The sequence below is a fragment of the Ensifer sp. R1-3 genome, assembly GCF_056739175.1.
In genome coordinates, this window is sequence record NZ_CP096517.1 from 103,034 (window position 1) to 128,437 (window position 25,404).

Consider the following 25,404-nt stretch of genomic DNA (forward strand, 5'->3'; position numbering starts at 1 on the left):
TCTCAGGCAAATTTTGCATAGGATGCTGCCCGAATTGAATTGGTCAGCCGCGGCAAGTCGTTCCTATGTTCCGCCATGACTGCATGTCTCCTTTCATCGGACCCGATGAAAGAAAAGACATGCGGCAAGTTGACGATTTTGCAGCGACCTTTGCGCGTTCGAAAGAGGCGCGGCGCTGTAGGGCAACGGGCGCAGCAAGGGGAACAGATGGGCAGGATCGTCTATGTCCACGGTCAATTCGTACCGGAGGAGGAGGCCCGCATCGGGCTTTTCGATCGCGGCTTCCTGTTCGGCGATGCTGTCTACGAAGTGACGGCGGTTATCGGCGGACGGATGATCGACAACGACCTGCATCTTGACCGTCTCGAACGCTCGCTGAGGGAACTCGCCATTCCGCTCGGCGTCTCGCGCAAGGAGATTGCCGGCGTCCAGGCGGAATTGGTCACCCGCAATGCCTTGCGGGACGGCACGGTCTATCTGCAGGTCTCGCGCGGCGAGGCGGATCGCGACTTTCTCTATTCCGACGCACTGGCGCCGCGGTTCGTCGGATTCACGCAGGCGAAGACGCTGACCGGCACCAAGGCCCAGCAGGACGGCATCTCGGTCGATCTGACCGACGATCCGCGCTGGCACCGTCGCGACATCAAGACCGCCATGCTGCTCGGTCAGGTCATGGCGAAGCAGGCGGCCCGCGCCCGCGGTTTCGACGACGTCTGGCTGGTGGAGAACGGACTGGTGACGGAGGGCGCATCCTCCACGGCCCATGTCATCACCGGTGACGGGCGCATCCTTACCCGCGCCGCGTCGCGCGCGACATTGCCGGGCTGCACGCAGCGCGCCCTCGCACTGCTCTGTGCCGCCGAGGATCTCGCGATCGAGGAGCGCGCCTTCACGCCCAACGAGGCGCAGGCCGCCGCGGAGGCGTTCCAGACCTCCGCCTCGAGCCTCGTCATGCCCGTCGTGCGCATCGGCGAGCGGGTGGTCGGCAACGGCAAGCCCGGTCCGATGACCCGAAAACTCCAGGCCCTCTACCTGGAAGCGGCTGGCGTTCCGGTCTAGATCCGTTGACCGTTTCACTGAAACAGCAAAGCGATGCAGGGAGGGGCGATATGAAGACCGCATGGGAACTGGGGCTGATCCCGCAGGGCAGGCTGGAACCGGGGCCGGGCAATGCCATTACCGACGTCGCGGGCGTTTCGGTCGGCCACCGGTCGCTGCGCGGCGAGGGCCTCTTCACCGGGGTCACGGCGATCCTCCCGCATGCAGGCGACGTTTTCCGCGTGAAGCCGCGGGCGGCGGTGGAGGTTATCAACGGCTTCGGCAAATCGGCGGGGCTGATGCAGGTGGCCGAGATCGGCACGATCGAGACGCCGATCGTGCTCACCAACACCTTTGGCGTTGCCGCCTGCACCGAAGCGCTGGTCCGCCGCGCCATCTCCGCTAACCCGGCGATCGGGCGAAAGACCTCGACCGTCAATGCATTGGTCTGCGAGTGCAATGACGGCAGCATCAACGACATTCAGGCGCTGGCGGTAACGCCCGCCGACGCCGAGGCGGCGCTGGACGCCGCGCGCACGGGGCCGGTGGAACAGGGTGCGGTCGGCGCCGGCTCCGGCATGACCGCCTTCGGCTTCAAGGCCGGCATCGGCACGGCCTCTCGGCGCATGCGAGTCGGCAAGCGCGACTTCACGCTCGGCACGCTGGTCCTTGCCAATTTCGGCGCGGCGGGGGACCTCGTCCTGCCGGACGGGCGCCGGCCCGATCCGCGCGTGCCGGCCGGTCCCGAGCGCGGCTCCGTCATCGTCGTCATGGCGACCGACCTTCCCTTGGCAGATCGCCAGTTGCAGCGGGTCGCGCGGCGTGCCGGCGCGGGCCTTGCCCGGCTCGGCGCATTCTGGGGCCATGGCAGCGGCGATGTCGCCCTCTGTTTCACCACCGCCGACCCGGTGGAACATGAGCCTGCCACAGCGTTCACCACGCAGGGGCGGCTCGCCGACGGCCACATCGACATCGCCTTCCGCGCCGCCGCTGATACGACGCAGGAGGCCGTCCTGAACGCGCTCTGCATGGCCCCCGCCATGCCGGCGCGCAACGGCCGCATCTATCCCTGCCTTGCCGACTGGTTGATGGAGAACCCGTCCCCGTGATCCGGTGAAGGTCTGATCAGGCCGGTGCGGGTTCCAGGAGTCGCTGCGCCGTCGCCCATAGTTCCTCGACCTTGCGGTTGCGGCTCGCTGCGTGGCGGTAAAGGCGGATTTCGAGGTCGAGGTTCCAACCCTCGTCGGCAGAGGCAGGCACGAGGCGGCGCGCGTCGATTTCCTCGCGCGCCAGGCTCTCCGGCAGCCAACACACGCCCGCACCCGTCACCGCCATGTTCATCAGGCCGGCGCTGATTGTGTTTTCGTGCGTCGTACGGCGCCGGAAGGGCGGGCGGCGCAGCAGCAGGCGCGACAGGGCGACCCCGAAGAAGGAATTGAAGCCGTAGCTCAGATAGGGGATGGCGAGCCGCGGCTGCGCGATCGCGCGGTCGAGGAGGTTCAGTCCGGGCTGCGGATCGCCGGACAGTACGATCTCCGCCGCGACCAGCGGAATCAGTCGGTCATGGGCTACGGTCAGCGAGGAAAACTGCCCGCTATCGAGATGAAACGGCACTTCCGGATGCGCATAGGTGAGGAAGAAATCCGCCTCATCGCCGACGAGCGCGTCGAGGTTCGCTTCGATTCCGCCGCGGTCCGGAATGAGCGAGGTGCTGAACGATCCACCCGCCGCTTCCAGCGTCTTCAGCCAGCGGGGAAAGAAAGTGACCGTCAGCGTATGCAGCGCGGCAAAGCGGATGAGGCCCGGCTCGTGCGGGAGACGCAGCACTTCGCGCGCCGCATAGAAGGTGCGGATCGCTTCCTGTGCGACCGGCAGGAAATTGCGCCCCGCAGGCGTGAGTTCGGCCGGCATGGTCGCGCGGCTGATCAGCGTTGCGCCCAGCCAGCTCTCCAACTGCTTGATCCGGCGGCTGAAGGCAGGTTGAGTCACGTTGCGCAGCTCGGCCGCGCGCGAGAAGCTGGACGTGTCGGCAAGCGTCACGAAATCCTCCAGCCACTTGATCTCCATGTCCGCTTCCCTTTGCTGCGCGTCTGCCGCGGCCGATCATAAGTCATTCAATCGAAATAGGTATGTCGTTTCTGCATGGGTTGGTGCCAAAAGCGAATTGGCCAAGCCAACTGCAACCTTTCACCTTGCGCCTGGAGGAAATAGGTGCCGGCCCGTCCGGTGCCGGCAGGGGGGAGTTGTGAATGGCGTTCGGAATAAAAGCCGATCTTATCCTCATCAATGGCCGGATCTGGCGCGGCCGGGAGGAGGGCATCAGCGAGGCTCTCGCCGTGTGGCAAGGCAAGATTCTTGCAACCGGCAGCGATACGGACATCTTGGGCCTGAGGGGACCGCGCACCGAGGTCATCGATCTCGAAGGCCGCTTCGCCACCCCCGGCCTCATCGACAACCACCTGCACCTCATCGCGACCGGCATGGCCATGGGCTGGGTCGACGCTACGCCCGCGAGCGCGCCGACGCTCGCCGCCCTGATGGGCCGGATTTCCGACCGCGCAGCCACGACGCCGAAGGGCGGCTGGGTGCGCGCCCGCGGCTATGATCAGGTCAAGCTCGACACCGGACGGCACCCGACGCGCGACGATCTCGATCGCGTCGCCCCCGATCACCCAGTCCTACTGACACGGGCCTGCGGCCATGTTTCGATCGCCAACTCCCGCGCTCTGGAGCTTGCCGGCATTACTGAGGCGACGGCCGTGCCGGAAGGCGGCGTGATCGGCGTCACGGAGGGCCGGCTGAACGGCTTCCTGGCGGAAAACGCACAGAACCTCGTCAAGGCCGCCATGCCGCCGGCAACGACCGAGGACCTGATCGACGGAATCGAGCGGGCAGGGCGGTATCTGCTCTCCTTCGGAATCACGAGCTGCATGGATGCGGCCGTGGGGCAGGTCTCCGGTTTTGCCGAAATCCAGGCCTATGAGATGGCCAAGCTTTCCGGCCGGCTGCCGGTGCGCGTCTGGCTGACCCTGCTTGGCGATCCCGGCGTTTCCATCGTCGAGGATTGCTGGCGCGCGGGCCTTCTTTCCGGCGCCGGCGACGACATGCTGCGCGTCGGCGGCGTCAAGGTCTTCCTCGACGGCTCGGCGGGCGGGCGCACCGCCTGGATGACGAGGCCCTATAGGGGCGAGCCGGACAATATCGGCGTGCAGATGCTGCCGGATGCGGAGGTCGAGGCGGTCGTCAAGGCCTGCCACGACCGCGGCTATCAGATGGTCTGCCACGCCATCGGCGACGGCGCGATCGAGCAGCTCATCACGGCCTACGAGAAGGCGCTTGCCGCAAATCCCGATCCCGACCGCCGCCATCGCGTCGAGCATTGCGGCTTTTCCACCCCGGATCAGAATGCGCGCATGAAGGCGGCCGGTATTCTGCCTGCGCCGCAGATGGCCTTCATCCACGATTTCGGCGACAGCTACATATCCGTGCTCGGGGAGGAGCGCGGCCGGTTGTCCTACCCGATCGGCACCTGGATGCGCATGGGCCTGAAACCGTCGACCGGCTCGGATTCGCCAGTCTGCTCCCCCGATCCGTTCCCGAACCTGCACGCGATGCTCACGCGCCAGACGGGCAAGGGCACGGTGATGGAGGCATCCGAACGGCTGAGCCGCGAGGAGGCATTGCAGACCTATACGGAATACGGCGCCTATTCGCAGAAAGCAGAGGGGGTGAAAGGGCGGCTCGTGCCCGGCCAGTGGGCGGACATCTCCGTCTTCGACAACGACCTTTTGGCCGCCCCGCCCGAAACCATCCTTTCGGACACAAGCTGCGTGCTGACCCTGCTTGCGGGCCGCGTCGTGCATGATGCGCGCTGACGACCTGACGAACTGAACCGAAACGATGCCGAGAACGGCACGAGAGGGAGAACGAAATGCTGAAGAGACTGACACTGGCCGCAATGCTCAGCCTCGGCGTGGCTGCCGGGGCGCTTGCCGCGGGCGAGCGCCATGGCGGAACGCTCGTCTTCACCGCGCCCTACGGCTCGAGCTTCGCCACGCTGGACGTGCAGTCGAGCCCTAACACGCAGGAAGAGTTCATCACGCAGGCCATCCACCGTGCGCTCTACAGCTGGGATTCGAACCAGAACAAGCCCGTCCTGGAACTGGCGACATCGGAGGAGGTTTCCGAGGACGGCAAGGTCCACACCTATCACCTGCGTAAAAACGCCGTGTTCCACAACGGCAAGCCGCTGACGGCCGACGACATCATCTACAGCTACAAGCGCATCGCCAACCCGGAAAACGCCTTCCCCGGCGCGAGCTTCATCGCCGTCATCAAGGGCGCCGAGGACTATATCGCCGGCAAGGCCGACGAGATTTCGGGGCTGAAGAAGATCGATGACCACACGCTCGAGATCACCTATACCGGCACGATCAATCCCGGCTTCCCGCTAATGCAGAACACGACGGTCATCTATCCGTCGAGTATCGAGGACGAATCGACCTTCGGCAAGAATCCGGTCGGCCTCGGCGCCTTCGTCTTCAAGGAGCACGTACCCGGTTCGCAGGTCGTCGTGGAAAAATTCGACAAGTACTACGAGGAGGGCAGGCCCTATCTCGATCGCATCAACATCGTGCTGATGGCTGAGGACGCCGCGCGCGACGTCGCCTTCCGCAACAAGGAAATCGACGTTTCGATCCTCGGCCCTACCCAATACCAGGCCTATCAGGGCGAGGAGGGGCTGAAAGATCACCTCCTGGAAGTCGCCGAGGTCTATACCCGCAATATCGGCTTCAACCCCGCCTTCGAGCCCTTCAAGGACAAGCGGGTGCGCCAGGCGATCAACCATGCCATCAATGCGCCACTGATCATCGAACGCCTGGTCAAGAACAAGGCCTACCCGGCCTCCGGCTGGCTCCCGATCTCCTCGCCCGCCTTCGACAAGGACAAGGCGCCCTACGCCTACGATCCGGAGAAGGCAAAGGCATTGCTCGCCGAGGCCGGCTATGCCGACGGCTTCGAATTCGAGGTGACGGCGAGCCCGAACGAAAGCTGGGGCGTGCCGATCGTCGAAGCCATCCTGCCGATGCTGAAGAAGGTCGGCATCACCGTGAAGCCGAAGCCGGTCGAAAGCTCCACGCTCGGCGAGGCGGTGACGACCAACAACTTCCAGGCCTTCATCTGGTCGAACCTTTCTGGCCCCGACCCGCTGAACGCACTGCGTTGCTACTATTCGAAGACGGCGCAATCGGCCTGCAACTACACCAGCTATGCAAGCCCGGAATTCGACAAGCTCTACGAGGCGGCGCAGCAGGAACGCGACTCGGCCAAGCAGAACGATCTCCTGCGCCAGGCCAACAACATCGTGCAGGACGACGCTCCGGTCTGGTTCTTCAACTACAACAAGGCGGTGATGGCCTACCAGCCGTGGATCCACGGCCTCGTTCCGAACGCGACGGAACTGGCCATCCAGCCCTATGACGAAATCTGGATCGACGAGACGGCGCCGTCATCGCGCCAGTAAGACCTTGAGGGGGAGGGGGTAGCTGCGGCTGCCCCCTCATCGATTGTCGCCGCCCCCGTGTACAGGGCGGCCAGAACGGAACCGCTCATGCTTCGTTTCACCCTGCGCCGCGTCCTGCAGATCATACCCACGGTCGTGGTCGTTGCGTTGCTTATATTCGTCATCTTCAGCGTCGTACCGGGAACTTTCGCCGCAAGCCTCTTCGCCGACGGCAGGCGCGCCGCCGACCCGCAGATGATCGCCCGCCTCAACGAGGAATTCGGGCTGAACAAGCCGTTGATGGAGCGCTTCGTGACCTATGTCACGGACCTTGCGCAATTCGATCTCGGCACCAGTTTCCGCACCCGTCAGCCGGTGATCGACCTCATCAACGACCGCATGTGGGCCTCGCTGCAACTGGCGATCGCCGCCATGATCTTCGCCCTCGTCATCAGTGTGCCGCTCGGCTTCGTTGCGGCGCTGAGGCCCGGCTCGGTGCTCGATACGGTGACGATGATCGGGGCGGTGTCCGGCCTCTCCATGCCGCAGTTCTGGCTGGGCCTCCTGATGATGTATCTCTTCGCCCTGCAGCTGAACTGGTTGCCGAGCTTCGGCTACGGCGACGGGTCCTTCCGGAACCTGATTCTGCCCGCCGTCACGCTAGGGGTCACGCCGCTTGCGCTTCTCGCGCGCACCACGCGGGCCGGGGTCCTCGATGTCCTCAACGCCGACTTCATCCGCACCGCCCATTCCAAGGGCATGAGCGAGGCCAAGGTGGTGCGCTGGCATGTGGCGCGCAACGCGCTGGTGCTGATCGTCACGACCGTCGGCCTGCAATTCGGTTCGCTGATCGGCCAGGCCGTGGTCATCGAGAAGCTCTTCGCCTGGCCCGGTATCGGCTCGCTTCTGGTGGACAGCGTCGCGAGCCGCGACATTCCCGTGGTGCAGGGCACGATCTTCGTCATCGTGCTCTGGTTCCTCGTCATCAACACGGCCGTCGATCTGATCTATGCCGCGATCGATCCGCGCATCAAGCAGGAGTGACGGGAATGCGCCTCGGCTTCAACTTCTGGCTCGGTGCCGGACTGACGACGCTGGTGATCCTCGCCGGTATCCTCGCGCCGTGGATCGCACCCTTCGACCCGGTGCTCGATGCGGACCTGATGAACTCCGAACTGCCGCCGGACGCCACCTTCTGGTTCGGCACGGACGGGCAGGGGCGGGACGTCTATACCCGCATCCTCTACGGCGCGCAGATATCGCTGACGGTCGGCATCGTCTCGCAGGTGATCAACTCGATCATCGGCGTCACGCTCGGCATGACCGCCGGCTACTGGGGCGGCTGGTGGGACGATCTGGTGAACGGCTTCACGAACGTCATGCTCGCCATTCCATCCCTGATCTTCGCACTCGCCGTGATGGCGGTGCTCGGCCCCGGCCTGCCGTCGCTGCTCATCGCCCTCGGTCTTACCAACTGGAGCTGGACCTGCCGCATCGCCCGCTCTTCCACACTCTCCCTGAAATCGCTGGGCTATGTGCAGGCGGCGCAGACGCTCGGCTACGGGGACCTTCGCATCATGTTCACGCAGATCCTGCCCAACATGATGGGGCCTATCCTCGTCATGGCGACGCTCGGCATGGGCTCGGCGGTGCTTTCGGAAGCCGCGCTCTCCTTTCTGGGCCTCGGCATCCAGCCGCCGTTCCCGAGCTGGGGCTCGATGCTGACGGATGCGCGCCAGCTCATCCAGCTCGCGCCCTGGGTGGCCATCTTCCCCGGCCTTGCCATCTTCCTCTCGGTGCTCGGCTTCAACCTTCTCGGCGACGGCCTGCGCGACAGCCTCGACCCGCACATGAGGACGCGAAACCCATGACCGAGCCACTTCTGGACATCAGGGATCTCCACTTGGGCATCGCGGTCGGCCGCTCCGTTAATCGCCCGCTCCTCAAAGGAGTCTCCTTCCAAATCATGCCGGGCGAGGCCTATGGCCTCGTCGGCGAGTCCGGCTCAGGCAAGTCGGTGACTTCGCTCGCCGTCATGGGCCTTCTCAAGAAGCCGCTCGCCGTGTCCGGCGGCGAGATCCTGTTCAAGGGCCAGAACCTGCTGGAACTGCCGAAGCGCGAAATGCGGCGCCTGCGCGGCAACCGCATCGCCATGATTTTTCAGGAGCCGATGACGGCACTGAACCCGCTCTCGACCATCGGTCGGCAGATCGCCGAAATGTTCGTGCTGCATCAGGGAAAGAGCTGGGACGAGGCGCAGAAACTCGCAATCGAAGCGCTCGCCAGCGTGCGCGTGCCCAATCCCGACCGGCGGGCGCGCAACTATCCGCACCAGATGTCGGGTGGCTTGCGGCAGCGCGTGATGATCGCCATGGCGCTCGCCTGCAATCCGGACCTCCTGATCGCCGACGAGCCGACCACGGCGCTCGACGTCACCGTGCAGGCCGAGGTCTTACGGCTGATTAAGGAACTCTGCGCCGAGCGCGGTACGGCGGTTCTCTTCATCAGCCACGATCTCGGCGTGATCGCCAGCATCTGCCAACGGGTCGGCGTCATGTATGCCGGCTGCCTCGTCGAGGAGAACGAGACGCGGGCGCTCTTCGCGGCACCCCGGCACGAATATACCCGCGGGCTCCTCGGCGCCCTGCCGCGCTTCGGCAGCCGCAGTCTGCACGGCCGCCATCGGCTGGTCGACATCGACAGCATCATTGCCGACCGCTCGAAGCTCATCGAGACCCGCTTCATCGCGCCGCGCGGTGTGGAAGAGGGGGGCCAGCCATGACCGACCCCCTGCTGGAGGTGGACGACCTGCATGTCCGCTTCTCCGTTTCCGGCGGAGGACTGCTCGGAACCGGTCGGCGCATGCTGCATGCCGTCAACGGCATCGGCTTCTCGCTCTCCAAGGGCGAATGCCTGTCGATCGTCGGCGAATCCGGTTGCGGCAAGTCCACAACGGCGCTCTCGGTTCTCGGTCTTCAGGAGCCCACCGAAGGCACGATCCGTTATCGCGGTCAGCCGCTCACCGGGCCAGGAGCGCCCGGACGCATGCAGCGCGCCAAGGCGGTGCAGATGGTCTTCCAGGACCCCTATGCCTCGCTGAACCCGCGCCAGTCCGTGCGCACCTCGCTGGCTGCGCCGTTGCGGCTGCACGGCATCACGGCGGCATCGGAGATCGCCGACCGGATCGAGGTGATGCTCGCCAATGTGGGGCTCACGCCCGAGCAGGCGAACCGCTATCCGCACGAGTTCTCCGGCGGCCAACGCCAGCGCATCGGCATTGCCCGAGCGCTCATCCTCGAACCGGAAATCGTCGTGCTGGACGAACCGGTATCCGCCCTCGACGTGTCGATCCGCGCACAGATCATCAACCTGCTGCTGGAGCTGCAGGAAAAGCTCGGCCTCGGCTACCTGATGATCAGCCACGACCTGAGCGTGGTGGAGCATATGAGCGACCGGGTGCTGGTGATGTTCTTCGGACAGGTCGTGGAGGAGGGCGGCTGGCGGGACATCTTCGAAAGGCCCGCCCATCCCTATACGCGCCGGCTCATCGCCGCCATTCCCGATCCGGATGCAGCCCTGAACCCGGGGACGAAAGACCACTTTGCCGATGTGCCGCTTCCTGACGGTCGCAGCTTCGCATTTGACGGCAGCACCGCACCGGACATCTTTTCCGCGCCCCCGCCCTCCGAACTCGTCGAGATCGCGCCTGGCCATCTCATGAGATTGGTGCCAGCCGTCTAGAGCAATTCCAGGAAAAGTGCGTAGCGGTTTTCCATCCGGGGCTTGAGGAAAAACAAAGGGTTAGGGGGCTTCCGCGATTCGGAGAAAAGCGGAAACGCTCTAAGGAATCACAAAGCCCTGTCGCTCAAAACTTGCGGCGTGACTGCAAAGCAACTACATTGCTGTCATTGAAAGCGATGCGAGGGTTTGACTATGGCGATCCTGACGGTCCGGAATGTGCCCGATGAAGTGCATCGCGCCTTGCGCGTGAGAGCGGCGATGCACGGCCGCAGCACCGAGGCGGAAGTCCGGGAGATTTTGGAAAGTGCGGTGAAGCCCGAGCAGCGCGTTCGCATGGGCGATGCCCTGGCCGAACTCGGCCGGCGACTGGGGCTGACCAATGACGATTTCGCCGTGTTCGACGAGGTACGCGACAAGGCGCCGGCGCAGCCCGTGAGATTTGAATGATTGTCCTCGGTACGAATGTCGTCTCCGAGGCGATGAAACCGACCCCCGATCCGGCCGTGCGCTCCTGGTTGAACGAGCAGGTCGCTGAAACCTTGTATCTGGCCAGTGTGACCTTGGCCGAACTGCTGTTCGGCATCGGTGCGCTGCCGGACGGCCGGCGCAAGAAGGCTCTGACCGAAATGCTTGGCGGCGTGCTCGAACTGTTTGGCGATCGCGTATTGCCGTTCGACATCGGAGCTGCTCGCCATTATGCCGAGCTTGCGGTGACCGCTCGAGCGGCCGGCAAGGGATTTCCGACGGCCGACGGATATATTGCCGCCATTGCCGCCTCCAGGGGATTTATCGTCGCGACCCGCGATAGCAGCCCGTTCGAAGCGGCTGGACTTACCGTGGTAAATCCTTGGCACCATCGATGATTGGAAGCTCCTGGAAATGCTCTACCGTTCCATCAAGCTGCACCCACTTATGTTGCGATCGTTCGAATACTGACATGACAGGTGGCGCGAAGGCCGGGTCGGCAAATGAACCTACCGCCACCCCGATCCAGGACGGCGAAGCGTCGGCCCTCCAGTAGACGGTCGAGCCGCAGCTTGGGCAAAAATGCGTTCGGACCTTGCGACCGCTCTCGGCAGTACGAACGTATTCTGTAGACACCCCAGATATTTCGACACAGTCGATCGAGTAGAACGCATTAGCGCTGAACGGTGCACCAGTTCTTCGCTGGCAAGCGAAACAGTGACACAGCGCGGTCAATTGTGGCGGTTCGTTAAGCACCAGTCTTAGAGCGCCGCAGGCGCATTGGGCATTGGTCATCGAAACTCCTCCCGCTTGCACGGTGAGATTGCGTTCATTGAGGGCTGAAGCGCGGGCCCGAACCGCATTCATAGCGGTGGGCGATGCGAAGGGGCTGGACCTGATGCAATTTCAGGCTCACAGAAGCTCGAATGTAGACCTCTAAAGCGCCGGGGTCTAGAGCGGATAAGGAAAAGTGCGTGCGGTTTTCCTCCCGCATCCCGCGTCTCATGATTTTAGTAACGCTGCCGGTTCGAGAATGCGCAAGTCAGAAAAGGCCGGGAACAAAACCCCGTCTGGTACGTTGATGCAGGTTAACCAAGATTGCGCACCCGGGGGTCGCGCGTCGAGCAGAGTTGTCCCTCCATGACTCCGGCTGAGATTCAATCGATCCCTTCAAGAGCCGCGAGGGCCCTGTCTGCATGTCGAATGTCGAGGAATTTCCGCTTACAGGTCGCGTACTGACCGAATACGAAGCGCTGATCACGTCAGCTCCAACTGCGCTCGATGCTATACCGGGAGCCGTTTATATCTGTGATCACGAGGGATGGCTCGTGCGATATAACGCGGAGGCTGCCGAACTTTGGGGTAGACGGCCATCGCTTAGCGCACCGCAAGAGCGATTTTGTGGTTCCCAACGTCTTTTCCTCTCGGACGGCTCGCCCATGGCGCACCAGGAGTGCCCCATGGCTGAGGCGATCAAGACCGGTGTCTCGACGCGCAACGCCGAGGTGATCATCGAAAGACCAGACGGATCCCGCATCTTTGTGCTGGTGAATATCCGCCCGCTCAGAGACCATCGGGGAGCAATTCAAGGGGCCATCAATTGCTTCCAAGATATTTCGCAACAAAAGCGGATCGAAGCGGAGGTTAACCGCAAGAGCAAGGACCTGGAGGACTTTTTCGAAAACAGCGCCATCGGGCTGCACATCGTCAGCGCCGCGGGGATCATCCTGCGGGCGAATAAGGCAGAGCTGGAGCTCCTGGGGTATCCGGCGGACGAGTATGTAGGCCGGCACATTGCCGAATTTCACGCAGATGCACCGGTTATCGGCGATATTCTTGCCCGCCTTTCCTGTGGCGAAAAACTCGATCGCTATCCCGCTCGTTTGCGCGCACGGGACGGCTCGATCAAGCATGTGCTGATCACTTCCAACAGTCGCTTCGAGGATGGGAAATTCGTCAATACGCGGTGCTTCACGACCGATGTAACCAGCCTGCACGAAACAGAAGACGCGTGGCGCGAGACTGAGGAACGCTTCGCGGCCACGTATCAGGCGGCCACGATCGGGATCGCCGAGTCCGATGCGGATGGGCGCCTATTACGGGTGAATGATGCATTTTGCACCATGCTGGGCCGCTCGCGCGAGCAGCTGCTGAACATGACGTTCCTCGACTACACGCACGAGGATGACCGCGACGAGGAGGCCCGTTGCTACGCGCGGCAGGTCAGCGGAGAGACTGATACCTATGCGATCCGCAAGCGCGCCGTTAAGGCGGACGGTACGGTGATCTATCTCGACGTTTACAGCTCGACAGTGCGCGATCGCACCGGTCGATTCCGTTATGGCGTGCGGGTTCTGCTTGATGTCACCGAAGCCAAACACATGGACGACCGCCGCCGCGAAAGCGAACAGCATATGCGTGATTTGCTCGAGGCGTTGCCGGCCGCCGTCTACACCACAGATGCCGAAGGCCGCATCACCTTCTTCAATAAGGCGGCTGTCGAGATGGCCGGCCGCACTCCACAGATCGGAGATAAATGGTGTGTCACCTGGCGTCTCTACAGGCCGGATGGCACCTACCTGCCGCACGACCAATGTCCAATGGCCGTGGCGCTCAAAGAAGATCGGCCGGTCCGTGGCGAACAAGCCGTGGCCGAACGACCGGATGGCACCCGTGTGCCGTTCATACCCTATCCCACGCCGCTGCATGATGTCGCCGGCAAGCTTGTTGGGGCGGTCAACATGCTGGTGGACATCTCCGATCGCGAGAAAGCTGCGGAATATGCAGAACGGCTCGCGTCCATTGTCAGATTCTCGGATGATGCGATCGTAAGCAAGGACACGCAAGGCATTATCCAGACTTGGAATAGAGGCGCCGAACGCCTGTTCGGCTATAGCGCCGAGGAAGTGATAGGAAAACCCATAACCATCCTCATTCCGCCCGACCGCCAGGACGAGGAGCCCGGCATCCTTGAAAGGATCCGGCGAGACGAGCACATCGACCATTATGAGACGGTACGGATTCGAAAGGACGGAAGCCTGATCGATGTCTCCTTGACGGTTTCCCCTTTGAAAGACGCCCGCGGTCGCGTCGTCGGCGCGTCAAAGATCGCGCGCGATATTACTGAAAGGCGACGCAGCGAAGAACACCGCAAGCTTCTGATCAACGAACTGAACCACCGCGTGAAGAACACGCTCGCCACGGTTCAATCGCTGGCTGCGCAAACCTTCCGTGGTGTAAATGCAAGCCAGGATTTTGGCCGGTTCCAAAGCCGGCTCGTAGCATTGGCGAGGGCGCACGACGTGCTTACTCGGGAGAGCTGGCAGGGTGCAGATCTTCAAGAGGTCCTTCAGGCGACGATCAATCCAATCTGCGTGGAACCCCAGCAGCGCGTTCAGGCCTCTGGCCCGCCGCTCCGGTTGCGGCCGAAAATGGCGTTGGCATTCTCGATGGCTTTTCATGAGCTTTGCACGAATGCTGCAAAATACGGGGCGCTCACGAACGACGGCGGTCTGATCAAGGTCAGCTGGCATGTTAGCGATCTTGAGAGCGTATCTCACCTGCATTTACAATGGGAGGAGATTGGTGGTCCACCTGTCGAAGTACCAGCGCGGACGGGTTTTGGCACTCGTCTGCTCGAACGTGCTTTGGCCCGCGAACTCGGCGGCAAGGTTGATCTTGTGTTTGCGCCGAGTGGCGTGCGCTTTCACATCGAAGCGCCACTCACTTAACGTCCAATGCTTCTACGGGCTTGACGCATGACAAAGCGCAGACTTCGGATTCTCGTGGTCGAAGACGAATCCATGATCGCCATGCTGATTGAAGATAGTCTATCCGAACTCGGGCATGAGGTCGCCGCCATAGCCTCTCGGATGCAGGAAGCGCTCGATATGGCGCGGAAAGGGCAGTTCGACATCGCCATCATTGACGTCAACCTGGATGGGGAGCCCAGTTATCCCGTTGCGGACATTCTGGCGGAACGCAACGTACCCTTCATTTTTGCCACGGGCTATGACAGCAAAGGCCTGGATGCTAGATACTCGAACATCCCCTTGCTGACGAAGCCGTTTCTGGAAAGCGACCTGGAAATGGCGCTCGTGCAGGTTTCAAGGGAAGTTTAGCGAGCGGTTCTTGCGCCGTAGGCGCTACTTATCGGTGCACCCGCGGCCTAAACCCATTAAACACCGGCGATTGCCTGTCGGTATGCGTTGACGCGATCTCGGCCGGAACGCTTCGCCTCGTACAGCGCTTCGTCCGCGCGAGCGATCAGCTCTAATAAAGCTTCACCTCTGCGAATCTCGGCGATCCCTACACTCGCTGTCACGCGCCATTCCTTCGGGAGCCCATCGAACACTGCCGTACCAACGCTCGTGCGCAGTCGCTCAGCTACAATGCGCGCGCCCTCCAAATCGCAATTGGGCATAAGTATCAAGAATTCTTCCCCTCCCAAGCGACCACAAACATCAACTTGTCTCGCCGTGGCGAGCATCAGCTGACCGAAGGTCTTTAGAACAGCGTCACCCGCGAGATGGCCGTGCGTGTCGTTCACCTTCTTGAAATGGTCGATATCGACGACCATCAAACTGATTGGCCATGCATGCGGAGCCTGCAGTCGCACGGTCGCGAATTCTTCGAAACCCCGTCTGTTCAGCAGTCCGGTGAGCGGATCCAGCGCACGTTCTCGTCGCAGTTCGTCAAGGGTGTCGCTTACAGTCACCTGAACGATAGCCAATGCAAGTGCCACCCCCAGCACTGCGACGGAGTACTGTAGCGCGAGCCAGAACGGCGAGGATGCAAAGGAAGTGGCGGATGGGGCGACTAGCCCGACCGTGAGAGTGGTCCTCAAGAAGAAGTGTATCGAAAACGCCAGCAAAACCCAGAAGAGGACGCGTTCTGCAGCTTTCCCGTAGCGCAGCCCACGCAGACGCAAAGTGGACGCAAGACAGATCACCCCAATCCCGAAATTGAGGAGGTAGATGCGGGTAATGAGCTGGCGGTCGATATAGAAGAAATAAGCGATCCCTCCCACGATCAAGATGATGCTGGCGACATACTCTGCCCAGTGCAAACCGCGCCCGGATCGCCTCAGCAGTCCATCACACAGGACCAACACGCTTGAGACATATATGAACGCCGATACGACAGCATTTGGGCCTGCTCCTTCAGGGATCGCGAAGATCTGCGACATTGCTCCGATACAGAAGAGCAGAGCACCTCCACCATAATACAAGAGATGCTTGCGCCGCCGATCTATCATCCAGATCCACACGAATGTGGCTGCGAAAAGAAGAAGAATGGTCGGTCCGATCAGGATGAGGGGATTTGATGGAACGCGCATTGCTATCAGGGCTCTATGTTGCCAAGTGTACGACTGCGAATATTGATGAAGTCTTGATGAAGCAAGTCGCAGTGAGTATTCCCTGATACGGCTGTATTGCTAGGGACGTCAACGCGGTGTGCTGTGGTACCTTGGAACGCGGCGGTCCGCAATGTTTGCCGCGACCTCGCGACCGGAAAACGGGAGGACGGAATCTTTAGAGCCGGCTCAGGCGCGCTGGGCGTACCTCAACAAGCACTGCAGCCTCTCAGCCGCCCGTTCGGTAGGCTTCACGAGACGTCGGCGATAGCCATGGCCTCTTCAGCTTCGCGGGGTGCGCGCGCAAGGCGGGTCACGGCCGCGCAAGACTCTGCCGTCATCTCAATCTTGCGGACCTTCTCCTGCGGGCTAAATTAGACTGAGGGTGTTGACGCGCAGCTTGCCGCAGCCGTGCAGTCGACGTGCACGTCAATTGGAGGTGATCGGTGACTGATGATCCCTATCAGATACTCGGCGTTCCGCGTGCCGCTAAACCGGATGAGATCCGCAAAGCCTACCGCAAGCGCGCAAAGGAGCTGCATCCAGATCTGCATCCAGGCGACAAGGAGGTGGAAGCCAAGTTCAAGGCGCTTTCCGCAGCCTACCATCTGCTGAACGATCCCGAGCAGCGGGCCCGGTTCGACCGGGGCGAGATCGATGCATCAGGGGCTGAACGGCCGCAGCAGCAGCAGTTTTACAGGCACTATGCCGATGCGGATCACGCACGGCGGTATGGATCAGCGGGCGGAACCGGCGAATTCGAAGACGTGTCGGACATCTTCGCGGATCTTTTCGGGCGGGGCGGGGCAGGGGCTCGTTTCAAGGCCCGCGGGCAGGACCTCCACTATCACCTCGAACTCGAGTTTCTGGACGCGGTGAACGGCGCCCGGCGCCGTATCACCTTTCCCGACGGAAACACGCTCGACTTGGCTATTCCTGCCGGCACACGTGATGGCACCTCGCTGCGGCTGAGGGGCAAGGGGACCCCTGGAATTGCTGGCGGGGAACCCGGAGACGCCTTAATCGAAGTCAGCGTCCGTTCTCACTCGGTCTTCCGTCGTGAAGGCAACGACATCGAAATAGATCTGCCAATTACGCTTTATGAAGCGGTGCTTGGTGCGAAGATCGAGGTGCCGACGATCTCCGGCCGCGTATCGATGACCATCCCCAAGGGTTCAAATACGGGCGACATCCTGCGTCTCAGAGGCAAAGGGGTGAAGTCTCAACACGGCCCCGCAGGGGATCAGCGTGTCACGCTGAAGGTCGTTCTACCGACGGCGGCCGATCCCGATCTCGAGCGTTTCATGGAAACTTGGCGACAGAGCCACGCTTATGACCCGCGCGAAGCTCTACGGAGGGCCACATGAAATTGACGGAGAAGCAAGTCCTTGAACAGTTCGACGCTGTAACCCTCAAACAGCTGCGCCAGTGGGTGCACAGTGGCTGGATCGTGCCGGCTCAAGGCGAGAGCGGGCCCTCATTTGATGACGTCGACGTCGCTCGAATCCGACTGGTTTGTGAGCTCCGGCGCGACATGAATGTCAACGATGACGCTGTGCCGATCATCCTTGCACTGCTGGATCAGCTCTATGGGCTAAGGCGCGAGCTTAGAACGATTGCTACTGCGCTGTCGGAGCAGCCTGATGAGGTGCGCCGGCAATTGAAGCAGGCGCTCTTTTCGCGTATCGGCCAACGGCATTAGCGTATGAACTGCGCGCTATCGTTTTCGATCGAGGTCCTCGTGGCGAAAAAGGAAGTCGGCGGCGAGCACGAGAGGTCACGGGCTGCCCATTCGGCATCGTGATTTGTTATCGCAAAGGCGCTGCAGGGTGGTGGCCCGGGAGCGCTCTACTGGCCGCACTTTCCGAGGAGGTCGTCGCCGATTGGTGCGACCTGCGTCCGGCATGAACCACAGGAAGGTTCGCGGTTTCCCGTTAATTCCAAATAGCTAATATATACCGCGACTTCCTTATGGTATTCAGTTTGCTTCAGCAGCGAGCCTCAGGGGGTAAGCATGTTTCGGTTGGGCATTGGGTTCGCATGTTTCGCCACCTCTGCTTTTGGGCTACAGCCGCTCGGGGCCGCTGCTGCCGACGATCCCGAAATTGCGCGGGGGGAATATCTCGTCACAATGGGCGGCTGCAACGATTGCCACACACCGGGATATTTTTTTGGAAAACCGGACAGCTCACGCTTTCTCGGCGGGTCGGATGTAGGCTTCGAAATCCCCGGAGAGGGTGTTTTCGTCGGTCGCAACATCACGCCCGACAAGGAGACCGGCATCGGCAGTTGGACCAGGGAGCAGATCGTGACTGCCATTCAGACCGGGCAGCGCCCCGACGGCCGCATGCTGGCGCCGATCATGCCGTGGCACGCATTTGCGCAACTCACAAAAGAAGACGCAGGCGCAATTGCAGCATTCCTTCAAAGCCTGAAGCCGGTAAGCCATCAGGTGCCGGGCCCGTTCAAGCCAGGGGAAAAGGTATCGACCTTTATGTTCAGGATCTTGCCGCCGGGCGAAACTGCGGCCGCAGCCCCAAAATAGCCGTTGCACCCGGCTCCGAAGTCTTCAACCGCCCCTGCCGTTGCCTTGGGCTCAGCCTTTGTGTTTGCCACCCTGCGGGCTGCTTTTCTCGGCATTCTTGAGCTGATTGGTGAAGCTCGTCTCTACCTTCACCGGCGCTTTTTCCTTTTTCGGCTTCCGCGCCTCGCGGTTGCCTCTCACTTGTCCTTTAGCCATCGATGCGATCCTCTTGACGTTGAATTTGATGAAGCTGGCCCGCCATAGGGGCGGGCCAACGAGAAACGGGCCGAGGCGTCCAATATGCTCTCAAATGAGCCGGTCGTCATCAGCCGCTTGAGGCGCGCGACGCGGCGCTCCAGTTGTGCCCGATTTCTTGTTCTCTTCCTTCGCGGCTTCGCTTATTTGCTTGGTACGTTTGTTTTCGGCTTCCTTCAGCGAGGGCTGCGGGTCGGGCTTTCTCTCGAAACGGATCATTTGACGTTCTCCTGGTCTGACAGATTGAAGCGCTCCAAACAAACGCAGGAGCGCTTTTCAGATTTTGCGCTCAGATGGCGAGAGCGGTGGCGCAACCTTGAACGCTGCGGCTGTCAGGTGCGGTCTGGCCCGGCATCGTCGCCCAACCGCCGGCCTCTACGAATTGACGCTTCTTGTAACCATCGGTGATTGCCTTGAACTCGATCAGTTTTGCGGCCGCGTCCGGCGCGGCGTTGAACCGCTCGACGCATATGGCGGATGCCAGTTCACCGCGTGCGATGTCGGCTGCGGCCGCTGCCGCCGTGCGAGACGTGCCGCCTGTCACCCAGCCGCCCCAGTTGAAGCCGACGATCATCGTTGCGGCTGCCGTGGCGGCGCATGCCCATACGAGGATCGCCTTGGATGGCTTGTAGCTGTCGAATTGCTGGGTAATTGACGTCTTGCTGCTGTTCTCTATGGCCATTGGAAGCCTCCCCCTCCGTCGTTGTTCGCGTTTCGCCGCCTGACCACCCGGCCGAACGGTTCAGGCACTGCTCTCAGTATCCCATACTGCCGATGGCGCCGTTTCCGGTGCCTTGGGGAGACGCCCTCTCGGGAATGTCGGCGATCATAGCTTCGGCGGTGATCAGAAGAGCCGCGATCGAGCCGGCGTCCCGCAAGGCTGTACGCACGACCTTGGCGGGATCGACGATGCCCGCCTTGATCATATCGACATAGGTTTCCGTCTGTGCGTCGAAGCCCTGGTTGTGGTCCTTGCTGTCGACGAGTTTTCCGACAACTATCGAACCTTCGACACCGGCATTGTCGGCGATCTGGCGGATTGGTGCTTCCAGTGCCCGGCGCACGATCGAGATGCCTGCCGCTACGTCGGCGTTCTCGTCGGTGAGACCGACAAGGGCCGATTTTGCCCGTAGCAGCGCCACTCCGCCGCCAGGAACGATGCCTTCCTCGACCGCCGCGCGCGTAGCGTTCAGGGCATCGTCGATGCGATCCTTCTTTTCCTTCACTTCAAGCTCCGTCGCGCCGCCGACGCGGATGACCGCGACGCCGCCGGCGAGTTTTGCCAGCCGCTCCTGCAGCTTTTCCTTGTCGTAGTCGGACGCCGTCTCCTCGATCTGCGCCTTGATCTGACTGATGCGCGCGTGGATGGAGGCTTGGTCGCCGGAGCCGTCGATGATTGTGGTCGTGTCCTTCTCGATCAGCACCCGCCTGGCGCGGCCAAGCATATCGAGCGTGACGTTCTCAAGCTTGATGCCCAGATCCTCGGAGATCGTCTGGCCGGCGGTCAGAACGGCAATGTCTTCCAGCATGGCCTTGCGGCGGTCGCCGAAGCCCGGCGCCTTGACGGCCGCAATCTTCAGGCCACCTCGCAACCTGTTGACGACGAGCGTCGCCAGCACTTCGCCTTCGACGTCTTCGGAGATGATCAGCAACGGTTTGCCGCTCTGCACCACGGCCTCCAGGATAGGCAGCATAGCCTGCAGGTTGCCGAGCTTCTTCTCGTGGATGAGGATATAGGGATCCTCCAGTTCCACGCGCATCTTCTCGGCATTGGTCACGAAATACGGCGAGAGATAACCGCGGTCGAACTGCATGCCCTCGACGACGTCGAGTTCGGTATCGGCCGTCCTGGCTTCTTCGACGGTAATCACCCCCTCGTTGCCAACCCTCTCCATCGCCCTTGCGATCATCTCGCCGACGCTGGCGTCGCCATTGGCGGCAATCGTGCCGACCTGCGCGATCTCGCTCGACGAGATGACCTTCGTGGCGCGTATCTTGATTTCCGCGAGGACGGCGGCAACGCCAAGGTCGATACCGCGCTTCAGGTCCATTGGGTTCATGCCCACCGATACGAGCTTGGCACCTTCGCGAAAGATGGACGCGGCGAGCACGGTAGCCGTCGTGGTGCCGTCGCCGGCAAGATCATTGGTCTTTGAGGCTACCTCGCGGACCATCTGCGCACCCATATTTTCGAACTTGTCTTCAAGCTCGATTTCCTTGGCGACGGAGACGCCGTCCTTGGTGATGCGTGGAGCGCCATAGGACTTGTCGATGACGACATTGCGGCCCTTGGGGCCGAGCGTCACCTTGACGGCATTGTTGAGCAATTCCACGCCGCGAAGCAGGCGGTCGCGGGCGTCAGTGGAGAAGATGATTTGTTTGGCGGGCATTGTCTTTGGCCAGTTCGGGCTTGAGATAAGGGATCGGAATTCGACGGATCAGGCAGCATTGGCGGCGGTCGGGGCGGTGTTCGCGACGATGCCCATGATGTCGGATTCCTTCATGATCAGTAGGTCTTCGCCATCGATCTTGACCTCTGTTCCGGCCCATTTACCGAACAGGATCGTGTCGCCGATCTTGACGTCGAGCGGGATCAGCTTTCCGCTATCGTCGCGGGAGCCGGGACCGACGGCGACCACTTCGCCCTCTTGGGGCTTTTCTTTGGCGGTGTCGGGGATGATGATCCCGCCCTTGGATTTGACGTTACCTTCGGCGCGCCGGATGACGACGCGGTCGAGGAGCGGGCGAAATGTCATGGGATTCTTTCTGCGACCGGCGTATAGGGCGGCTGCAACTCCTAAATAGCATCGACGGCAATCGATTAATAGGAGTGCTAAGAAATATTATTTCGAAGCTAAATATGGCTTGAAATCAGTGTCTGCAATTTGCGCAAATTCATAACCGGTAAATCTACTAGAGATATTATGACGTACCTGAATTCACCTTTCTTATTGCCAAAAGCATCGGGTGTTCGTTAATTGAAAGATGTACAGGCGCAACGGAATACTCGGCTCGTTTGCCGCGGTGCACCGGCATCGACGGAAACGCGACTGCTGGAATTTCTCTATCAAAGGTGGTATCGGACTTTTCTGAAAACAAAAAGTTGACGTGGCCGCCGCTCTCGTCTATGAGAGGGCATCGATACTTTGTTTGCCGATATTTGTTTTGCTGCGCTTTGCGCGTCTCTTGACGAACTTCCCTCTCTCAAAAGTCGAAACCCCGCTGTGCGTCGCCCAGCGGTGATCTATGTTGCTAAAAAAGGGTTCGTTATGACCACTGGCACAGTTAAATGGTTCAATTCCACTAAGGGCTTCGGCTTCATTCAGCCCGACGACGGCAGCGCCGATGTGTTCGTTCACATCTCTGCTGTTGAACGCGCCGGCATGAATTCGATCGTCGAAGGTCAGAAGCTCGGCTTCGAGCTCGAGCGCGACAACAAGTCGGGCAAGATGTCCGCAGGCCAGCTCCGCGCTGCCTGACGCTTTTTCGCCGCTGATGACCACGGATGTACTGGCATCGCGGCAAGAGGTTCGAAGAGGCCAGGCGAATGTCTGGCCTTTTTCCGTTAAGGCAATCTTCGCGACCAAACGATATCAAAGGAACAACGATTGAGACACCCGAACGACAACGGCTTTGCCGAACGACGCAATGCCGCGGCAGATGCAAAGCGCCAGCTTCTGACAAAATTTGCATCCGCTCCTAAACCGACCGACCCTGAAATGCAGGAGAAACTGGCTGCACGCGAAGCGGCCAACCGTGCCAGGGATGCCCGTCGCGCCGAGCGCGAAGCGCTGAAGACAGCCGAGAACGAGCGAATCCTTGCAGAAGCCGCTGCGTTGGCCGCTGCTGCCGAGGCCGAGCAAAGGGCTGAAGCCGAAGCCCGCCAGGCAGAAATTGCCAATCGGGTCTCGCGTGTCGTCGCCGACGAGGCGGCCCGCAAGGCCGAACGCGACCGCCGCTATGCGGCCCGCAAAGCCCGCCGGGCGTAACACTTCAGCACCTGCACCCGTTCCACGGGCGCAGCCCATTGCCCTGGCAGAAGATCACGGGCGAGCGAAAAACGGACCGGTTGTAATGAGCGCACATGTCTATCCACCCGCTTCACTTGTTGAAGACAATGCTGGAGCGTGGTTGAAGACGCTGGCGAAATACCGGCAGCCCCGTCTGGGGCGTAGCGCCTTCGAACTGTTCGTCACTCTCGTTCCTTTCGCCGTCTTCTGGGCAGCGGCCTGCTTTTCGCTGGCCAACGGCTTCTGGCCCGGGCTGATCGCAATCCTTCCTGCCAGCGCCTTCCTGCTCCGATTGTTCATGATCCAGCACGATTGCGGCCACGGCTCGTTTTTCGCCCGTCGCGGCCTCGATGACTGGACCGGCCGCGTGCTCGGGATTTTGACCCTGACCCCTTACGACTATTGGCGGCGTGCACACGCCGCTCATCATGCGACGGCGGGCAATCTCGACCAACGCGGGGTTGGTGACATCACCACGCTGACGATTGCCGAATACCGTGCCCTTTCGCCGATGAAGCGCCTCGGCTACCGGCTGTACCGGCACCCGCTCGTCATGTTCGGCATCGGGCCAGCCTGGCTCTTTCTGTTCAAGCAGCGCCTGCCGTTCGGGATGATGAACTCGGGTGCTCTGCCTTGGATTTCGACCATGGCGACGAATCTTGCGATCGTCACGCTGGCCGGCTTGATGGTGTGGGCCGTCGGGTTGGGAGCTTTTCTCCTGATCCATCTTCCGGTCGTGCTGCTCGCAGGTGCAGCCGGCGTTTGGCTCTTCTATGTGCAGCACCAGTTCGAGGAGACCCACTGGTCGGAGGGCGAGGATTGGCGGTTTCCCCAGGCGGCGCTGCATGGCGCCTCGCATTACGATCTTCCGCCGGTGCTGCGGTGGCTCACCGGCAATATCGGCATTCACCACGTGCACCACCTGTCCAGCCGGATTCCCTATTACCGTCTGCCAGAAGTGCTGCGTGACCATCCGCAACTTGCCGGCATCGGCCGGATCACCTTGTGGGACAGCCTCAAATGCGTCAGGCTCGTGCTCTGGGACGACCGGCGCCGGAGGCTCGTTTCATTCCATGACGCCGCAGGGTCGCTGCGCCGCTCACTTACCGAAGATGGACGAAAGACGACGACATGATTGAATTGACGCCAACGCAGATCCGAGGTCTGAAGCTCGCCAAGGACGGTGATGTCCATCCCCAAGGTGGGAAGAGATGGACGCACCTGAATGCCCAGGTCACCTATGCAAAACAGGACCGGTTCAAGGAACGGCCGCAGAAGATCAAGTTTCTGACGACCGCAACTCTCAATGAGCTGCGCGACCAAAGCCTCGTGAAGGCGCTCGATACGGATGTTCCGCCAGAGGAGTCGGCTCACGGCATTACCATGGCCGGCAAGATGCTGCTTCTGAAGATCAAGTGAGCACGCCCCAAAAGAAACATGGGGCGCGCGCGCGCGCTACTGACTTTGGTCGACGGCCGCGGAGATAGCTGCGAGGCCGCTCTTGCGCCCCCACATCGGGGGACGTCAGCCCTGCCGTTATGGCATCATGCCGCGGTACCGCTCACGCTCTCGTTCGACTTGATCGAGTGTGTACGGATCGGCATTTTCGTCGAAACGCGACCATCCTTCCTGGGCATAAATGCTTCTGCGGGCCGCAGGGTCTACGATTTTGCGCTGTTTCAGGATCGCTTCTGCTCGGGGCGCGACACTGTCCTCGACCCTTGCCGTGACCAGAGTGCCCCCTCTGCGAACGCCCTCGGCGTAGACATGGGCGTCTTCTTCATCGACGCCGGAGTCCGTGAGTGCACCGATCAGGCCACCGGCAGCGCCCCCGGCGATTGCGCCGGCCGCTGCACCGGCCGCAGTCGAGGCAAGCCACCCGGCAGCCACCACTGGGCCGACTCCAGGAATGGCCATCAGGCCAAGCCCCGTCAGAAGGCCGACGACGCCGCCTCCTGCAGCGCCGAGGCCAGCTCCGGCACCGGCGCCTTCGGCCGCGTTCGAGCCGTCCGACGAGTAGCGATCGCCCGTGTTGTTCGCGACGATGCTGATGTCGTCTGAAGGAACGCCTGCCGTTTCCAGATCGCTTACGGCTTCGCGAGCATCTGAATAGTCGTCAAAGAGCCCTGTTACGGTTCTCATATTCGTTCTCCCTTTTCCTTTGGAGTCTGTGGACTACTGCGCTGTTACGTTGCCCTGGTAGTCGAGAGCGACCGAAACGGATTTGCCCTCCTTCATCGCAGTTGCCTGCCACACACCCTTGTCGTCGAGCTTCAACCCGCTGACCTCGGTATATCCGGCCTCTTCGATCCGTTCCTTTGCTTGCGCTTCGGTGAAGCTGTTTGCGCCTTCGACCGGTGCCGTCGGGTTCTGCGAGTCGGGCGTTGCCACTGCAGGCGTTTCTCCTTCCGGTGAAGGCGTCGTCTGCGCGAGTGATGTCGTGGCCACGGCGCTCATCAGTGCCGCCGCGGCAATGATCATATTTTTCATGTGGTTACCTCTTCAGAAGACC

Annotated in this window: 29 protein-coding genes; 19 read left to right on the forward strand and 10 right to left on the reverse strand. The window is 61.5% G+C overall.

Annotated features, from left to right (window positions below; all coding sequences use genetic code 11):
* Positions 1-207: 207 nt before the first annotated feature.
* Positions 208-1,059: a D-amino-acid transaminase gene (locus M1D43_RS25425; RefSeq protein WP_015242688.1), complete on the forward strand. Its 852-nt coding sequence runs from the start codon at positions 208-210 to the stop codon at positions 1,057-1,059.
* A 50-nt stretch (positions 1,060-1,109) separates the two neighbouring features.
* Positions 1,110-2,147 carry a DmpA family aminopeptidase gene (locus M1D43_RS25430; RefSeq protein WP_015242687.1) on the forward strand — a complete coding sequence of 346 codons (1,038 nt, stop codon included), beginning with the start codon at positions 1,110-1,112 and terminating at the stop codon, positions 2,145-2,147.
* 16 nt (positions 2,148-2,163) lie between these two features.
* Here M1D43_RS25430 and M1D43_RS25435 read toward each other — a convergent pair whose 3' ends face one another.
* Complete coding sequence (locus M1D43_RS25435) at positions 2,164-3,105, reverse strand: LysR family transcriptional regulator (protein ID WP_010967049.1); 942 nt, start codon at positions 3,103-3,105, stop codon at positions 2,164-2,166.
* 182 nt (positions 3,106-3,287) lie between these two features.
* On the opposite strand from M1D43_RS25435, the gene M1D43_RS25440 reads away from it, so the two are divergent.
* From M1D43_RS25440 to M1D43_RS25475, 8 genes are all read left to right on the forward strand, one after another.
* Positions 3,288-4,913 (forward strand): amidohydrolase, encoded by a 1,626-nt coding sequence (locus M1D43_RS25440; protein ID WP_015242686.1) that lies wholly within the window; start codon positions 3,288-3,290, stop codon positions 4,911-4,913.
* A 56-nt stretch (positions 4,914-4,969) separates the two neighbouring features.
* Complete coding sequence (locus tag M1D43_RS25445; protein WP_015242685.1) at positions 4,970-6,562, forward strand: ABC transporter substrate-binding protein; 1,593 nt, start codon at positions 4,970-4,972, stop codon at positions 6,560-6,562.
* An 87-nt stretch (positions 6,563-6,649) separates the two neighbouring features.
* A complete protein-coding gene (locus M1D43_RS25450) occupies positions 6,650-7,585 on the forward strand; it encodes an ABC transporter permease (protein WP_127623620.1) in 936 nt (311 codons plus the stop codon).
* 5 nt (positions 7,586-7,590) lie between these two features.
* Entirely contained in the window at positions 7,591-8,412 is an 822-nt protein-coding gene (locus M1D43_RS25455; RefSeq protein ID WP_010967053.1) for an ABC transporter permease, read from the forward strand.
* A complete protein-coding gene (locus M1D43_RS25460; protein WP_127620568.1) occupies positions 8,409-9,323 on the forward strand; it encodes an ATP-binding cassette domain-containing protein in 915 nt (304 codons plus the stop codon). Before M1D43_RS25455 ends, M1D43_RS25460 begins: the two co-directional genes overlap by 4 nt.
* A complete protein-coding gene (locus tag M1D43_RS25465) occupies positions 9,320-10,282 on the forward strand; it encodes an ATP-binding cassette domain-containing protein (RefSeq protein ID WP_015242682.1) in 963 nt (320 codons plus the stop codon). Before M1D43_RS25460 ends, M1D43_RS25465 begins: the two co-directional genes overlap by 4 nt.
* A 192-nt stretch (positions 10,283-10,474) precedes the next feature.
* Positions 10,475-10,729 carry a FitA-like ribbon-helix-helix domain-containing protein gene (locus tag M1D43_RS25470; protein WP_015242681.1) on the forward strand — a complete coding sequence of 85 codons (255 nt, stop codon included), beginning with the start codon at positions 10,475-10,477 and terminating at the stop codon, positions 10,727-10,729.
* Positions 10,726-11,145 carry a type II toxin-antitoxin system VapC family toxin gene (locus tag M1D43_RS25475; protein ID WP_015242680.1) on the forward strand — a complete coding sequence of 140 codons (420 nt, stop codon included), beginning with the start codon at positions 10,726-10,728 and terminating at the stop codon, positions 11,143-11,145. Before M1D43_RS25470 ends, M1D43_RS25475 begins: the two co-directional genes overlap by 4 nt.
* Here M1D43_RS25475 and M1D43_RS25480 read toward each other — a convergent pair.
* On the reverse strand, positions 11,114-11,542 hold the full coding sequence (locus tag M1D43_RS25480) for a GFA family protein (RefSeq protein WP_153315244.1): 429 nt from the start codon (positions 11,540-11,542) through the stop codon (positions 11,114-11,116). The genes M1D43_RS25475 and M1D43_RS25480 overlap by 32 nt on opposite strands.
* A gap of 401 nt (positions 11,543-11,943) precedes the next feature.
* Here M1D43_RS25480 and M1D43_RS25485 point away from each other — a divergent pair, with 401 nt between their 5' ends.
* Together M1D43_RS25485 and M1D43_RS25490 are read left to right on the forward strand one after the other, a co-directional pair.
* Positions 11,944-14,478, forward strand: a complete 2,535-nt coding sequence (locus M1D43_RS25485; protein WP_088895865.1) for a PAS domain-containing sensor histidine kinase — start codon at positions 11,944-11,946, stop codon at positions 14,476-14,478.
* 27 nt (positions 14,479-14,505) lie between these two features.
* Positions 14,506-14,868: a response regulator gene (locus M1D43_RS25490; protein ID WP_015242677.1), complete on the forward strand. Its 363-nt coding sequence runs from the start codon at positions 14,506-14,508 to the stop codon at positions 14,866-14,868.
* A 56-nt stretch (positions 14,869-14,924) separates the two neighbouring features.
* On the opposite strand, the gene M1D43_RS25495 is transcribed toward M1D43_RS25490, so the two are convergent.
* The gene (locus tag M1D43_RS25495) at positions 14,925-16,085 is read right to left on the reverse strand and encodes a GGDEF domain-containing protein (protein WP_015242676.1); all 1,161 of its coding nucleotides are present in this window, start codon (positions 16,083-16,085) and stop codon (positions 14,925-14,927) included.
* A gap of 464 nt (positions 16,086-16,549) precedes the next feature.
* Between M1D43_RS25495 and M1D43_RS25500 the strand changes: the two genes are divergently transcribed.
* From M1D43_RS25500 to M1D43_RS25510, 3 genes are all read left to right on the forward strand, one after another.
* A complete protein-coding gene (locus tag M1D43_RS25500; RefSeq protein WP_017264435.1) occupies positions 16,550-17,470 on the forward strand; it encodes a DnaJ C-terminal domain-containing protein in 921 nt (306 codons plus the stop codon).
* Entirely contained in the window at positions 17,467-17,805 is a 339-nt protein-coding gene (locus tag M1D43_RS25505) for a chaperone modulator CbpM (RefSeq protein ID WP_015242674.1), read from the forward strand. Before M1D43_RS25500 ends, M1D43_RS25505 begins: the two co-directional genes overlap by 4 nt.
* A gap of 312 nt (positions 17,806-18,117) precedes the next feature.
* A complete protein-coding gene (locus M1D43_RS25510) occupies positions 18,118-18,648 on the forward strand; it encodes a cytochrome c family protein (RefSeq protein WP_015242673.1) in 531 nt (176 codons plus the stop codon).
* Positions 18,649-18,699: 51 nt separating this feature from the next.
* On the opposite strand, the gene M1D43_RS25515 is transcribed toward M1D43_RS25510, so the two are convergent.
* The 5 genes from M1D43_RS25515 to M1D43_RS25535 all read right to left on the reverse strand — a co-directional run bounded on the left by M1D43_RS25515 (position 18,700) and on the right by M1D43_RS25535 (position 21,638).
* Entirely contained in the window at positions 18,700-18,843 is a 144-nt protein-coding gene (locus M1D43_RS25515; RefSeq protein ID WP_003525318.1) for a hypothetical protein, read from the reverse strand.
* 90 nt (positions 18,844-18,933) lie between these two features.
* Entirely contained in the window at positions 18,934-19,101 is a 168-nt protein-coding gene (locus M1D43_RS25520) for a hypothetical protein (RefSeq protein WP_010967063.1), read from the reverse strand.
* A 70-nt stretch (positions 19,102-19,171) separates the two neighbouring features.
* Positions 19,172-19,564: a hypothetical protein gene (locus M1D43_RS25525; RefSeq protein ID WP_015242672.1), complete on the reverse strand. Its 393-nt coding sequence runs from the start codon at positions 19,562-19,564 to the stop codon at positions 19,172-19,174.
* 73 nt (positions 19,565-19,637) lie between these two features.
* Complete coding sequence (gene groL, locus M1D43_RS25530) at positions 19,638-21,272, reverse strand: chaperonin GroEL (protein WP_017277437.1); 1,635 nt, start codon at positions 21,270-21,272, stop codon at positions 19,638-19,640.
* Between the two features lie 48 nt (positions 21,273-21,320).
* Positions 21,321-21,638, reverse strand: a complete 318-nt coding sequence (locus M1D43_RS25535; RefSeq protein ID WP_015242670.1) for a co-chaperone GroES — start codon at positions 21,636-21,638, stop codon at positions 21,321-21,323.
* 513 nt (positions 21,639-22,151) lie between these two features.
* Between M1D43_RS25535 and M1D43_RS25540 the strand changes: the two genes are divergently transcribed.
* The 4 genes from M1D43_RS25540 to M1D43_RS25555 all read left to right on the forward strand — a co-directional run bounded on the left by M1D43_RS25540 (position 22,152) and on the right by M1D43_RS25555 (position 24,311).
* Positions 22,152-22,361: a cold-shock protein gene (locus M1D43_RS25540; RefSeq protein WP_011970048.1), complete on the forward strand. Its 210-nt coding sequence runs from the start codon at positions 22,152-22,154 to the stop codon at positions 22,359-22,361.
* A gap of 129 nt (positions 22,362-22,490) precedes the next feature.
* Positions 22,491-22,871 carry a DUF6481 family protein gene (locus tag M1D43_RS25545; protein ID WP_015242669.1) on the forward strand — a complete coding sequence of 127 codons (381 nt, stop codon included), beginning with the start codon at positions 22,491-22,493 and terminating at the stop codon, positions 22,869-22,871.
* An 85-nt stretch (positions 22,872-22,956) separates the two neighbouring features.
* Positions 22,957-24,027 (forward strand): fatty acid desaturase, encoded by a 1,071-nt coding sequence (locus M1D43_RS25550; RefSeq protein ID WP_017264441.1) that lies wholly within the window; start codon positions 22,957-22,959, stop codon positions 24,025-24,027.
* Positions 24,024-24,311: a hypothetical protein gene (locus tag M1D43_RS25555; protein WP_498814667.1), complete on the forward strand. Its 288-nt coding sequence runs from the start codon at positions 24,024-24,026 to the stop codon at positions 24,309-24,311. The genes M1D43_RS25550 and M1D43_RS25555 overlap by 4 nt, the downstream gene beginning before the upstream one ends.
* Positions 24,312-24,428: 117 nt before the next feature.
* Here the strand turns inward: M1D43_RS25555 and M1D43_RS25560 are convergent, their stop codons facing one another.
* A complete protein-coding gene (locus M1D43_RS25560) occupies positions 24,429-25,034 on the reverse strand; it encodes a general stress protein (protein ID WP_027989034.1) in 606 nt (201 codons plus the stop codon).
* A 33-nt stretch (positions 25,035-25,067) separates the two neighbouring features.
* Positions 25,068-25,382, reverse strand: coding sequence for a PepSY domain-containing protein (locus M1D43_RS25565; protein ID WP_015242665.1), 315 nt, complete (start codon positions 25,380-25,382; stop codon positions 25,068-25,070).
* Between the last annotated feature and the right edge of the window lie 22 nt (positions 25,383-25,404).